The sequence below is a fragment of the Bradyrhizobium sp. 63_E2_N1_3 genome, from assembly GCF_052076005.1.
GTDB lineage: Bacteria > Pseudomonadota > Alphaproteobacteria > Rhizobiales > Xanthobacteraceae > Bradyrhizobium > Bradyrhizobium barranii.
In genome coordinates this window covers 3,427,599-3,440,340 of sequence record NZ_CP197235.1, presented here as the reverse complement: position 1 = coordinate 3,440,340, position 12,742 = coordinate 3,427,599, and the positions used below count along the sequence as shown (strand labels likewise).

General features: G+C 65.5%; 13 protein-coding genes. 4 read left to right on the top strand and 9 right to left on the bottom strand.

Going from position 1 to position 12,742, the window contains the following annotated elements:
* The first annotated feature begins 58 nt into the window (after positions 1-58).
* Positions 59-1,945 carry a CHASE2 domain-containing protein gene (locus AB7531_RS15945; protein WP_063982427.1) on the top strand — a complete coding sequence of 629 codons (1,887 nt, stop codon included), beginning with the start codon at positions 59-61 and terminating at the stop codon, positions 1,943-1,945.
* A gap of 13 nt (positions 1,946-1,958) precedes the next feature.
* Here the strand turns inward: AB7531_RS15945 and AB7531_RS15940 are convergent, their stop codons facing one another.
* From AB7531_RS15940 to AB7531_RS15925, 4 genes are all read right to left on the bottom strand, one after another.
* Positions 1,959-3,461, bottom strand: coding sequence for a glycosyltransferase family 39 protein (locus AB7531_RS15940; protein ID WP_063982426.1), 1,503 nt, complete (start codon positions 3,459-3,461; stop codon positions 1,959-1,961).
* 6 nt (positions 3,462-3,467) lie between these two features.
* The gene (locus AB7531_RS15935) at positions 3,468-4,601 is read right to left on the bottom strand and encodes a glycosyltransferase family 2 protein (protein ID WP_063982425.1); all 1,134 of its coding nucleotides are present in this window, start codon (positions 4,599-4,601) and stop codon (positions 3,468-3,470) included.
* Positions 4,602-4,871: 270 nt separating this feature from the next.
* Positions 4,872-5,072 (bottom strand): hypothetical protein, encoded by a 201-nt coding sequence (locus tag AB7531_RS15930; RefSeq protein ID WP_063982424.1) that lies wholly within the window; start codon positions 5,070-5,072, stop codon positions 4,872-4,874.
* Positions 5,073-5,227: 155 nt separating this feature from the next.
* On the bottom strand, positions 5,228-5,611 hold the full coding sequence (locus AB7531_RS15925; protein ID WP_063982423.1) for a hypothetical protein: 384 nt from the start codon (positions 5,609-5,611) through the stop codon (positions 5,228-5,230).
* A gap of 100 nt (positions 5,612-5,711) precedes the next feature.
* Between AB7531_RS15925 and AB7531_RS15920 the strand changes: the two genes are divergently transcribed.
* Positions 5,712-6,548: a DUF72 domain-containing protein gene (locus AB7531_RS15920; protein ID WP_014494217.1), complete on the top strand. Its 837-nt coding sequence runs from the start codon at positions 5,712-5,714 to the stop codon at positions 6,546-6,548.
* A gap of 9 nt (positions 6,549-6,557) precedes the next feature.
* Positions 6,558-7,019: a DUF488 domain-containing protein gene (locus AB7531_RS15915; RefSeq protein ID WP_063982422.1), complete on the top strand. Its 462-nt coding sequence runs from the start codon at positions 6,558-6,560 to the stop codon at positions 7,017-7,019.
* 190 nt (positions 7,020-7,209) lie between these two features.
* Here the strand turns inward: AB7531_RS15915 and AB7531_RS15910 are convergent, their stop codons facing one another.
* From AB7531_RS15910 to AB7531_RS15890, 5 genes are all read right to left on the bottom strand, one after another.
* Complete coding sequence (locus AB7531_RS15910) at positions 7,210-8,124, bottom strand: PhzF family phenazine biosynthesis protein (protein WP_063986263.1); 915 nt, start codon at positions 8,122-8,124, stop codon at positions 7,210-7,212.
* Between the two features lie 132 nt (positions 8,125-8,256).
* A complete protein-coding gene (locus AB7531_RS15905; RefSeq protein ID WP_063982421.1) occupies positions 8,257-9,156 on the bottom strand; it encodes an amidohydrolase family protein in 900 nt (299 codons plus the stop codon).
* 22 nt (positions 9,157-9,178) lie between these two features.
* Positions 9,179-10,396: an MFS transporter gene (locus AB7531_RS15900; RefSeq protein ID WP_063982420.1), complete on the bottom strand. Its 1,218-nt coding sequence runs from the start codon at positions 10,394-10,396 to the stop codon at positions 9,179-9,181.
* A gap of 49 nt (positions 10,397-10,445) precedes the next feature.
* Positions 10,446-11,177 (bottom strand): GntR family transcriptional regulator, encoded by a 732-nt coding sequence (locus tag AB7531_RS15895; protein ID WP_063982419.1) that lies wholly within the window; start codon positions 11,175-11,177, stop codon positions 10,446-10,448.
* A gap of 132 nt (positions 11,178-11,309) precedes the next feature.
* On the bottom strand, positions 11,310-11,507 hold the full coding sequence (locus AB7531_RS15890; protein ID WP_063982418.1) for a hypothetical protein: 198 nt from the start codon (positions 11,505-11,507) through the stop codon (positions 11,310-11,312).
* Positions 11,508-11,799: 292 nt separating this feature from the next.
* On the opposite strand from AB7531_RS15890, the gene AB7531_RS15885 reads away from it, so the two are divergent.
* Complete coding sequence (locus tag AB7531_RS15885; RefSeq protein ID WP_441279984.1) at positions 11,800-12,732, top strand: IS110 family transposase; 933 nt, start codon at positions 11,800-11,802, stop codon at positions 12,730-12,732.
* The last annotated feature ends 10 nt before the right edge of the window (positions 12,733-12,742 follow it).

Below are 12,742 nucleotides of genomic sequence, written 5' to 3'. Positions count from 1 at the left end.
CTGGACAATTAAGGCCCGCGCAGCAACGCCCGGGCCACAAAGAAGATTGCAGCACGTAATGACTAGACGCGTTCAGATCCTGGTGGCACTCGTCCTCACCGCGCTGTGGGGTGCCGGCATCTATGCCGGCCACGCCAACGGTCATCTGCGCTTTCTCGATCGGCTCGAGGCGACGCTGACGGATTGGCGGACCCAGGTCCGCGGCGTGCAGGCTCCGCCCGATCTCGTCACCATCGTCGCGATCGACGACACCGTCGTGAAACGCGGTGGCAGCTATCCGCTGCCGCGCGCCGATCTCGCGCGCGTCGTCGATACCATCGTGCAGTTCAAGCCGAAGGTCGTCGCGATCGACCTGCTGCTGGTCGACCGCAGCGCGGCGATCGGCGACGCGACGCTGGCCAACACGCTCGCCACCGGTCCCATGGTGCTCGCCGCCGCGGCGATCTTCCCGACCGCCAGCGAGACCGTGGAGCCGGGCACCCAAGGTCCCCTCGCCGCGCTGCCACAGGCCGAGCGATTCCTGCTGCCGCTGCCCGCCTTCGCCGATCACGCCGAGGTCGGAGTCGTCAACGTCGCGACGGGGCAGTCGGGCTCGCCGCTTTCGGTGCCGATGCTGTTCCGGACCCGCGACAAGGTCGAGCTGTCATTTCCCTTGCGCGTCGCGACCCGCGCGCTCGACAAGCCGCTGACGATCGCGCCGGATCATCTCATGCTCGGCGATCGCGCGGTGTCGACTGACAGCGATTTCGCGCTGCCGATCACCTATTACGGCCCGCGCCGCACCATCCGCACCGTCAGCGCGCAGAGCATCTTCGACGGTACGCTCAATCGCGCGGCGATCGAGAACCGCATCGTCGTGATCGGCGCCGCGGTCGCCGGCGGCGGCGACTTCTATCCGACACCGTTCGATTCCCTGATGCCCGGCGTCGAGGTGATCTCGACCGCGATCACCCATCTCGTCGCCGGTGACGGCATCGTGCGCGACCGCAAGGTCCACATCGCCGACGCGCTTTTCGCGATCCTTTTGCCGATGCTGCTGGTCGGCCTGCTCGCCTGGCGGCGCAGCGCGCCCGGCATCGTCGCGGCCGCCGCGGTGATGATCGCCTGGGCCGGGCTCAATCTGTTCGCCTTCACGCACGGCGTTTGGCTGAACGCCGCGACGACACTTGCCGCCGCGGTGCCGCCGGTCGCGGTCTTTGCCGGCGTGCAGCTGTGGGCCGGCGGCCGCCGCACGCAATATTTTGCCGCCAAGAGCAGGTCGCTGGCGCAATTCCAGGCGCCCGCCGTGCAGGAATGGCTGACGCGCGATCCGAATTTCCTGTCCAGGCCGGTCCGGCAGGATGCGGCCGTCGTCTTCATCGATCTCTCCGGTTTCACGACGCTCAGCGAACGGATCGATCCGGACGAGCTGCAGCATCTGCTGAGGGCATTTCACGCGCTGATCGACAAGGCCGCGGTCGATTGCGGCGGCCTGATCACCGGCTTTCTCGGCGACGGCGCCATGATCCTGTTCGGACTGCCACACGCGATGCCCGACGACGCGGCGCGCGCGCTGCAATGCTCGATCGACCTGTATCGCAGCGTCGATCGCTGGATCGCTTCGCTGCCGCCTGCCCTCCGCGGCCAGCTCGGTTTCAAGATCGGCGCGCATTTCGGCCCGATCGTCGCCTCCCGCCTCGGCGAAAGCCACCAGCACATCACGGCGACCGGCGACACGGTCAACGTCGCGAACCGCTTGATGGAGGTTGCCGCCCAGAACTGTGCGCGGCTCGCGCTGACCGATACGCTGCTGGATGCGGCCGACTTCCACGGCGCTCCCGACGGCATTCTGTCGGGTCCCCTGCTCACGCAGGTCCGCGGCCGCTCCGGCGTCGTGACCGTCTGGTTCTGGCGCGACCAGAACGGGCCGAGCCAGGCCGCCGCCAGGGCCGAGATGATCGACTGATTTTTGGGGCCGCCTACCGCGCTTCCGGCGGCGGCGAGCGGTCGAGCACGTCGCCCTTGGCGCCTTCGAGCAGATCAATGCCGTAGGTTTCAATCACGAGCGGCCCGCGCTTGCGCTGCAATTGCGCAATTTGCGTCACCTTCGCGAAGAGCTCGTCGAGGGCGGGATGGCCGTCCGGGCGCAGCTCGTCGACAGAGATCACCTTGCCGGCAAGCAGCTTTGGATCGGGCTCGGGCATGTTGACCCAGCGGATGCGCTGGTTCTGCTGCACCACGCAGGTGCCGCGCGGCAGATAGAAGGCGAGCCAGCCCGTGGTGCCGTAGTCCTGCGCGAGCACGCAGGTCGCGCCACTGCGCGCGCGCACCGCCTCGATCTCGGCGGCGAGTTCACGCCAGCCGACGCCGACGCTGCGCACCGTCGCGTCGCGGCGATAGCCCGACAGCCAGCCGGTGTTGGCCTGCACGATCAGCGCGGCAAACATCACGATGCCTACGGGCGCGGCCCAGCGCAGGCAGAAGTCCACCAGGCGGCGCGCGCGTGGTTGCCACTGCACGAGATTGGCGGCGGCGGCCGCGGCAACGATGAAGGGCGGATAGACCGGCGCGAACCAGTTGGCCTCGACGCGGGCATGCAGCGAATGCCAGACGAAATAGACGACGATGGTCCAGAACAGCGTCTCGATCAGCAAACGCGAGGCCAGCGCGCCGGCCCGGCGCCAGGTCAGCGCGTGCAGGCCCATCGCGCCGAGGATGAAGACCAGCGGGGTCGCAAAGGCGATCTGGGTCGGGATCAGCTCGGCGATGAAGACGGGACGGAAGTCCTCGATCTTCGCGCGGCCGAGCTGCTTCACGAACGAGACCCATTGATGATCCGCATTCCACAGGATCACCGGTGAGAACAGCGCGAACGCAACGAGACCGCCGAGATAGGGCCAGGGCGAGAGGAACCAGCGCCGCAGTTTCGGCACGGCCGCAAGCCAGATCAGGATCGCAGCGCCAAAGAACATCGCGGTGTATTTCGACAGCAGCGCCGCGCCGACCGCCGCGCCGACGGCGAGCCACCAGACGCCGCGGCCGGTCTCCAGCACCTTGGCGAGGAAGAACAGCACGAAGCTGGAGGCAACCAGCAGCGGCGCATCGGGCGTGACGATCAGCGTGCCGACCGAGGCCATCATCGTCACGTTGAGCAGGATGGCGCTGGTCGCCGCCACCCGCGCGCCACCGAACAGGATGGCGGCGGAGCGGTAGATCGCGTAGCTCATCGGCAGCGCGAGCAGGATCGAGAACACGCGGACGCCGAGCTCGGTGTCGCCGGCGATCATGGTGCCGGCGCGGATCACATAGGCGACCATCGGCGGGTGGTCGTAATATCCGCCGGCGAGGTTCTTCGACCACATCCAGTAATAGGCTTCGTCGAAGGTGATGGGCGTGAACGCGGCCGCGACCAGCCGCAAGCCGACCAGCGCAACGATCACCAGCGCGGTATTGCGGACAATCCGCGCGTCAGCCCCGCCCATGTCGAGCTATTTCTTGCGCCAGACGAACAGTCCGGACATTGCGTAGTTCCACACCACGCCCATCAGCGCGCCGGCCATGCCGGCCAGCCACCAGATCGGCTCCTGGTCGTAGACAGAGAAGGCGACGCCGACATTGGCGAGCAGGCCGACGCTGCACACGATGTAGAAGGCGATCAAGCCGCGCAGCAGCGCAAAGCCCTTCAGCCGCTGGTCGCGATAGGTGAGGAAGTTGTTGAGGACGAAGTTGCTGGTCATGGCGACGACGGCGCCCGCGGCCTGCGCCTCCGCGAACGGCGCCTTGAACAGCTGAAGGGCGATGAACAGCGTCGTCAGATGCACCACGAGGCCGATGCCGCCGACCATCGCGAACAGGATGAAGCGAAGCGAGACAGCATCGTTGGTGAATTTGGCCAGCACCAGGCCGAGAAAATCCAGCGCGACCATGGAATCGAGCTTGCTCTCGCCGTGCTGGCGCTGACCGAACGTGTAGGGAATTTCAACGGCTCGCAAGCCACCGTTCGCGCTCGCGACGAGGTCGAGCAGGATCTTGAAGCCGTGCACCGACAGCTTCGGCGCGAGCTCCTCGAAACGGTCGCGGCGAACCATGAAGAAGCCGCTCATGGGATCGGCGATCTCGACCCGCAGCACCTTCCTGGCGAGTTCGGTCGCAAGCGCGCTGGCGCCGGCGCGCTGCTTGTTGAAGCCTTCGCTCTTGTAGCCCTCGATGTAGCGGCTGCCGACGACGAGATCGGCCTGGTCGCTTGCGAGCAGCAACAGCATCTTCGGCAGTTGCGTCTCGTCGTGCTGGAGGTCGGCATCGATCACGGCCACATAGGGCGCGCTGGAGGCCAGGATACCCTCGATGCAGGCGCCCGATAGGCCGCGGCGGCCGATGCGGCGGACACAACGCACGCGGCTGTCGCGCTGCGCCAGCGCGCGCACGACGTCCCAGGTGCCGTCGGGCGAATTATCGTCGACGAACACGACTTCCCAGGCGACGTTGGCGAGCGTCGCCTCCAGCCGCCGGTACAGCACCGTGACGTTGTCGCGCTCGTTGAACGTCGGGACGATGACCGACAGTTCCGGCGCCTCTTGAGCCTGCGGGGGAGTGCCGGAGCCCGGTCTGATCGCTTCATTCATGACGGCAGCGTATATCCGCCGCGTCCTGCGCTGCCAAGACGTTGCGCTGCCAAGATCTACCGAGCCGGGGGTCTGTGGGGAAAGGCCCAAAAAGGGCCCAAAAATGCCAACGACCCCGGAATGGCGGACCGCGCGTACATCCGGCGCGAGCCCAAGCTATTCCAAGGTCGTTCCAGCGCCGGAGGTTTCACTCAACGTCGCCGTTAGAAGCTAAATAGGTACGGCAAAACCGCTTCGCAAGGGGGCATAGCGCTCTTTTTTAGACCCTTGCTAATTCGGGACTTCCTTGATCACCGGCCCACGCGGCACGGGGGCGGCCGGGACAGCGGGCGCTGCCGCCGGAGCCGGCTCGGCCTTTGCCGGCCTGGGCGGCTTGCCGTACTGGCCGATCGGCCCCAATACGACGGCGACCGCAAGCACGACCGCCGCGACGATCGCGCCCAGAATGCCACCCATCGACTCAGACGACATGGAAGCCCATCCCTGTTCCAGATGCCTCCAGTGATACCATGGATGCGCGCGGAGCTGGAAGAGCCCTCCGCGAAGGGGCGAGTAGCGAATGGCTCGTCGCGCATGAGGATCGCCGGCTTACATGCCCTCTTCGCGATTGGCCATTCGCCACTGCCCTACTTTGCGGGCGGCCTGTGCTTGACGAAGGCCGTCACGATGTCCTTCTGCGCCGACTCGACCGCCCTGTTCGCGGTGGCGAGATGGGCGCCGGCATCGATGTTCGGATATTGCGTGGTGAGATAGTCGAGCAACGCCACCCGGTAATATTGCCGCTCCGACGGACAGGCGCCCGCGACCGAGCGGCCGAAATCCTGTTCCGACATTCCCTGATTGGAGTCGCGCGAATATTCCCGCGCCAGGCAATGCCAGTAATCGTCGCGGCCCTGCATGGCGAGCTTCTGCGCACCCTTGGCATCGTCGTCATCGTCGGCCATGGCACCAAACGTCATGGCAGCAGATGTCATCATGACGAGCGCCGCTCCCACCATCAGCATCCGCATTCTTGTTCTCCTTTTGCGCGGGTCCCGTTGCGACCTTAGACGGGACGGCGCAACTGGCCAATCACATCTGGTTTGATTAGGATGAGGTCCCTCCCCGTCGATGCGAGACCCTCCCGTGGCCAAAGCAAAAACCGCGTCCAAAAAATCCGGCAACATTTTCATCGGCGTGGGCGGCTGGACCTTCGAGCCCTGGCGCGGCGTGTTCTACCCGGAGAAGCTCACGCAGGCCAAGGAGCTGTCCTACGCCGCCTCGAAGCTGACCTCGATCGAGATCAACGGCACCTATTACGGCTCGCAGAAGCCGGAGAGCTTCCGGAAATGGGCCAGCGAAGTGCCCGATGGTTTCGTGTTCTCGGTGAAGGGACCCCGCTTCGCCACCAACCGCCGCGTGCTCGCCGAGGCCGGCGATTCCATCAAGCGGTTCTATGATTCCGGCGTGCTGGAACTCGGCGACCATCTCGGACCGGTGCTGTGGCAGTTCGCGCCGACGAAAAAGTTCGACGGCGCCGATTTCGGCAAGTTCCTCGAGCTGCTGCCGCGCAAGCTCGAGGGGCGCGCGCTGCGCCATGTCGTCGAGGTCCGCCACGACAGCTTTTGCGCACCGGACTTCGTCGCGCTGATCCGCGAGTTCGAGACGCCTGTCGTGTTCGCCGAGCACGGCAAATATCCGGCGATCGCCGACGTCGCCGGCGATTTCGTCTATGCACGGCTCCAGAAGGGCAATGACGAGATCAAGACCTGCTATCCGCCGAAGCAGCTCGATGCCTGGGCCAAGCGCTTTCAGGACTGGGCCGAGGGGAGTGAACCCGACGATCTGCCGAAGGTCGACAAGGCCAAGCCGAAGAAGGAGCCGCGTGACGTGTTCGCCTATGTCATCCACGAGGGCAAGGTGCGCGCACCGGCCGGCGCCATGGAACTGATCGCACGGGTGAGCTGAGGATGGTTCATGGCAAAGGCGAAAAAGCTCTTCACCATCGGTTATGAACAGACGCCGCCCAAGGCGGTGCTCGACGAGCTGGTAGAGGCCGGCGTCAAGCTCGTGGTCGACGTGCGCGCGGTGACCTCTTCGCGCCGGCCCGGCTTTTCGAAGAAGCAGCTGTCCGCGGGCCTCGATGAGCGCGGGATCACCTATGTCCATCTCGCCGCGCTCGGCACGCCGAAGGAAGGCCGCCTCGCCGCGCGCAGCGGCCAATACGATGTGCTGGAGAGGATCTATTCCAAGCACCTGAAGACGCCGCAGGCCAGGGAAGAGATGGACGAGCTCTCGGCGCTGGTGATGAAGGCCGGACCGGTCTGCCTGCTCTGCTACGAACGCGATCACACCCATTGCCACCGCCAGATGATCGCGGAGATCATCGAGGAGCGCGATGGCGTGGCGGTGAGGAATTTGGCCGGACGACAGGTGTAGCGGCCTTCGGGCGGGGAGGACGACTTTAACCGTAGCCGTCATCCTGAGGTGGCCGCTTCTTCAGCGGCCCTCGAAGGACGACGGCGTGCCCCGATGTAGCATCTCGGCCGTGCATCCTTCGAGGCTCGCAAGGGCTCGCACCTCAGGATGACGGATCTGGCGCGAGTTCGTCTTGGCGCGTGGAGAGAGCTCACCCCTCCCCCGCCAGCCGAAACGTCCCTTCCATCATTTGCACGCAGCTGCCGCCGACATGAGCGGACGTGATCTTACCATCCTGCTTGCGCACGCGCGTCCGGAGGATGCTTGGCCGTCCCATGTCAAAGCCCTGGCCCACGGTGAGCTTCAACTCGCCATCGCGCGTGGGATCGAGATCGGCAAACAGCGCGGCCGCGGCGACCGTCGCGCTGCCGGTGGCGGGATCCTCGACGAGGCCGCTGGCGCCGCGCATGAACATCCGCGCCTGCCGGTCGCAAGGCGCCTCCGCTGGCGGCACGTCGCGCGTGTAGAACCATACCGAGCGGGCGCCGTCCCGCGGCAAGACCTTGCCGTAGGCCGCCGCATCGGGCCGGGCGCGCTTGAGCGCCTCGCGCGAATGCAGCTCCATCACCAGAAACGCGTTTCCAACGCTGACGATCTGCGGCGCGTGGCTGTCGACCTTGATGTCATCCGCACCGAGCGAGACGCAGCTTGCAGCTTCAGCGGCAGACAATTGCGACAGCCGCGCCAAAGGCTGGGGCGCGGTGAGCTCGGTTCTGACCACCCGGCCCTGTTCTCTCACGATCTCGACCGGCACGAGCCCGGCCTTCTCCTCAAACAGCAGGCGCGGTTTCAGCTCTTTTGCCATCGAGGCCAGCACGAAGGCGGTGCCGACATTGGGATGGCCGGCAAAGGCAATCTCCAGCACCGGCGTGAAGATGCGCACCTCGGCGTCATTGGCCCTGTCGCGCGGTGGCAGCACGAAGGTCGTCTCGGAATAATTGAACTCGGTCGCGATCGCCTGCATCTGCTGCGTCGTGAGCCCGCCGGCATCGAGCACCACGGCGAGCTGGTTCCCGCCGAAGGCGCGGTCGGTGAACACGTCGACGGTGATGTAGCGGCGCTGCATCTTCACTTCCTCATGAAAATCGCGGCCTCAACCGGCCGCATCGCCGGCAGTCTACAGGCCGGCGACATCGCTCGTCATGCCCCAAAATTCGGAGCATTCGGAGCAATCGCGCGAGGAGATCAGGAGGGAGAATCAGAAGCGGAACAGCTGATGCGGCGATGCGAGCACCCGCGCGCGCTCGCTGTCGTCGACGATCAGCGCATCGAGAAACTGCCGGTTTTTCGCGTAAGCCTGCGACGCCTCGAACTGCGTGTGCGGCCAGTCGCTGCCCCACAGCAGGCGGTCGAGGCCGTAAGCCTTGCGCAGCAGCGGATAGGCCTCCTTCGCAAAACTCTCGCCGCTCGCGCCGTTGCGATACGGCGCCGAGATCTTGACCCAGACATTTCGCGTCGCGCCGAGCTTCAGCACCGACTGGAAGCCGGGATCGGCGACGCCGAGTTTCGGATCCGGCAACGCGTAGTGATCGAGCACGACGGTGACACCATGGTCGAGCAGCTGCGGCGCCAGCACTGCGAGGTCGGACGCGTTGCGCTGGAGCTCGACTTGCCAGCCCATCGATTTCACGTTTCCGAGCAGCGCCTTCCATTCGCCGGCAGCGAGATCGGGCAAGGGCTGACCGACCAGATTGAGGCGGATGCCGACGACGCCGGCGCGATCGAGCGCGCGCAGTTCGTCCGCGGTCACGGAAGGATCGACCACCGCGATACCACGCAGGCGTCCGCCGGAAGTCTTCAGGCTCTCGACCAGATAGGAATTGTCGGCGCCGAGAAAGCTCGGCTGCACCAGCACGCCATTGCTCATGCCATTGCGGTCGAGCTGCTCCAGATAGAGCGCCAGCGGCGCATCGTAATCTGGGGCATAGCGCCGGCCGGGCGCGAGCTTGAGGCCGCGGTGGAAGACATGGGCATGGGTATCGATTGTCGGCAAGCTCGTCTCACTCTTCGCTCGGCTCGCGACGGCCGTGGCCGACACGAGGGATACAAGGCCTGTGCCGAATTGGCGGCGCGTCAGGCCACGCTCGCGGGATATCATGGTGACTGCTCCCCATCCGGCGTCAGGCGCGCGTCGCCGCGGCTTGTTCGAAAACCTTGCCGCGGGTTTCGGGCAGCAGCACCACCGCGATCAGCACCAGCGAATAGGCGAAGGCCGCATCGATGCCGATCGCCGGTCCGAGCCCGATATGGTCGCTGAGATAGCCCACGAGGAAGGGGAACGCGGCGGAGACGATGCGGCCGAAATTGTAGCAGAAGCCGACACCGGTGCCGCGCACGCCGGCCGGATAGAGCTCGCTGAACAGCGCCGCCATGCTGGCGGGAATGCCGGCCGAGAAGAAGCCGAGCGGAAAGCCGAGCACCAGCATCTCGCCGTTGGTCAGCGGCGCGAAGATGTAGATCAGCACGGTGACGATGCAGGCGCTGGCGAAGAAGGTGACATTGGCCCTGCGGCCGATGCGGTCGCTGATGATGCCGCTCGCGATGCAGCCGCAGAAGAAGGCAACGATGATGACTGCGAGATAGCCGCTGGAGCCCAGCACCGACAGATGCCGCACTTCGCGCAAGTATGTCGGCAGGAACGTGGTCAGGGCCGCGTAACCGCCATGGGCGCCGATGCCAAACAGGCCTCCGATCAGCGTCGAGCGCAGCACGTCACGATGGAAGATGCCCGAGAGCGTGGCGAAGAATGGCGTCTTGTCGGCTGCGACCGCGCGCGGCGGCTCCTTCAAGCCGCGGCGGATGAAGATGATGAGGAGCGCGGGCAACAGCCCCAGCGCAAACAGCAGCCGCCAGGCGATGTCGGCGGGTGCATAAGTGAACACGAGGGCCGAGAGCAGCACAGCTGCGCCCCACCCCACGGCCCAGGCGCTCTGCACCGAGCCCAGCGCCTTGCCGCGATGCTCGGGGCGAATGATCTCGGCCATCAGCACCGCGCCGCAAGCCCATTCGGCGCCGAAGCCGAGGCCCTGAATCGCCTTCAGGATCAGGAGCTGGTTGTAAGTCATCGCGAACGCGCAGGCGAAGGTCGCGAGCGCAAAGGTCGCAACGGTAATCTGAAGCGCCTTGACGCGGCCAAAACGGTCGCCGAACGCGCCGAAGAACAGCGTGACCGAGCCGAGCAGGCCCGCATCGGCCTTGCTGATGCCGAAGGCGGCGATCAGCGCGGGAATGGCAAGGCCGAACATCTGGACGTCGAGCGCATCCAGCGCCCAGCCGCCAAAGCTTGCCCAGAACGTGCGCCGCTCCAGCGGCGAGCTTTCGCTGTACCAGTTTGACATTGTTTCTCCCTTGAATTCGTTATTGCTTGATGTCGTTGAAAGGTCGCTCTCACCTGATCTCGGCGTGGTAGCGGAACCGGTCGGCCGGCCCCCTCGACCTGCGCCATTCGATCGGCCGCCGCTCCAGATCGAGCGCGAGGCGCTCGATCACGATCAATGGTGCGTGCGCTTCGAGGCGCAGCAGGCGGGCCTGCATCTCGTTGGCGGTTTCGACCGTCAGAATTTCCTCGGCCGACACCACCACCTCCCCGCAGCGCTCCTCGTAGAGCGGATAAAGCAGGTCGCCGAATTCGGCGGTGTCGATCTCCAGGATCGGCGCGAAGCGCGATTGCTGGAGCCAGATTTCTTCGGCGAGCAGCGGTACATCGTCGATCAGGCGCAGACGCGACAGGCTGATCACGGGCTCGCCGACAGGGATGCGCAGCGCCGACGCAACGGCCGAATTCGCCGGAACGCTCTTGCGCCGGATGATGCGGCTCTTCGGCACGCGCCGCTCGCCGCTCTCGGACTGGAAGCGGAAGAAGCGGAATAGCGAGGAGTTGAAGCGCGCCCGGCGCACGAAGGTGCCGCGGCCCTGCTGGCGCTCCAGCACGGTATCGGCAACGAGCTGATCGATCGCTTTGCGCACGGTGCCGATGGCGACGCCGTAATGCGCCGCGAGCTCGGCCTCCGACGGGATCGGCTCGCCCGGCAGCCATTCATTGCGGTTGATCCGCGCGGCGAGGTCGTCGCGCAGGCGCTGGTAGCGTGGCAGGCGGTCGTCGTGCGGGGCTGCATTCATATAGTCATATAGATGACTAGATGAGATGGGAGTCAAGCACTACCGAGGTACCGCAGTCGAGAAACCGGCGATGCCCGCGGGGGACGCGAGGTCGGGCCGGCGGACGTTGCCAACCCGACCTCGCCTTGCGCGTTAATTCGCTGCCCTCGGCGTGCAGGGCGGCTGCTTGTAGGGCGCTGAGGCAAACGCGCCCTGTGCCGGAGCCCTCACGCAATCCGCAGCCGCCTGAGGCGAGGCGCGCCGCGGGGCGACGTCGCGAGCGGCTGCGACCTGGGTTTGATAGACGGCGGCGGCGATCAGGGCGGCCGAGACAAGGGTCAATCGGGTCATGGGTTCTCTCCGCGTGGCAAACGGAAGCCGAGAGGTTTCGGCGTCCTGACAATATGAGCGGAAATCGCCGTGGGATATTTCATCACGCGCCTTCAACGAAACGCGAGCCGCTTGTAAGTCGAAGCGCCGCAGGTCTGCTATTGTAGACGTTGCGGTGACGGACGGGAGCCCGCAACCCCCCAGGTCGTTGCAGGCCGTGGGTGAGAGAGGTGCCCCGTCCGTTAGTCCATTGAACCCGAACAGTCGCCTGGGCCGCAAAGTGCGAAGCCCGATTAGGCAAGGAAGGGTGACCATGGATATCATCGCAGTTGGTATCGACGTATCGAAGGACCGTCTTGACGTTGCAGTTCATCCCGGTGGTGAGGCGTTCGTCGTAGAACGCAACGGTGCGGGGTTGGAGCAGCTGACCGCTCGGCTGAAACAGCTTGCCCCCACTATTGTGGCGCTCGAGGCGACGGGCGGCTTCGAGACCATTGCGGCAGCGGCAGTTGGCGGCGCCGGCCTTCCTATCGTCGTTGTCAATCCGGCGCAGGTCCGTGCCTTTGCCAAGGCACTCGGACAACGCGCCAAGACCGATCCGATCGATGCTTCTGTAATCGCTCACTTTGCCGCAGCGACACGGCCCGAACCCCGGCCTTTGCCGGATGAGGCGACACGGTTTTTGTCGGATTTGGTGACGCGCCGGCGTCAAATCGTGGACATGATAGGTGCCGAGCGGCAACGGGAAAAGCGCGCAACCTCGCAGCATTTAAGAAAGAGCATCACACGGCTGATCAAGGCGCTGGAGAAGGAGCTCGTCAGCGTCGATACGGACATCGACGATGCAGTGCGATCTTCGCCGGCCTGGCGCGAAGCAGAGGATTTGCTCGCCTCCGTTCCCGGCGTTGGGCCCATCATTGCCCGGACCTTGATGGCCGAGCTGCCAGAGCTCGGCCGCCTGAACCGCAAGCAGATTGCGGCACTGGCCGGCTTGGCGCCCTACACGCGCCAATCCGGCCAATGGCGCGGAAAAAGCTTCATTGGTGGCGGGCGACAAGCGGTGCGAACGGTATTGTTCATGGGAGCAATGACCGCCAGACGTCACAACCCCGTCCTCAAGGCCTTCTTTGAGCGCCTCGTGGCCAAGGGAAAGCCGAAGCTCGTTGCCCTGATCGCCGTCGCCCGCAAGCTGCTTACCATCCTCAACGTCATGATCAGGACGAAAACACCATGGCAACCCGCTTGACAGCGAACAC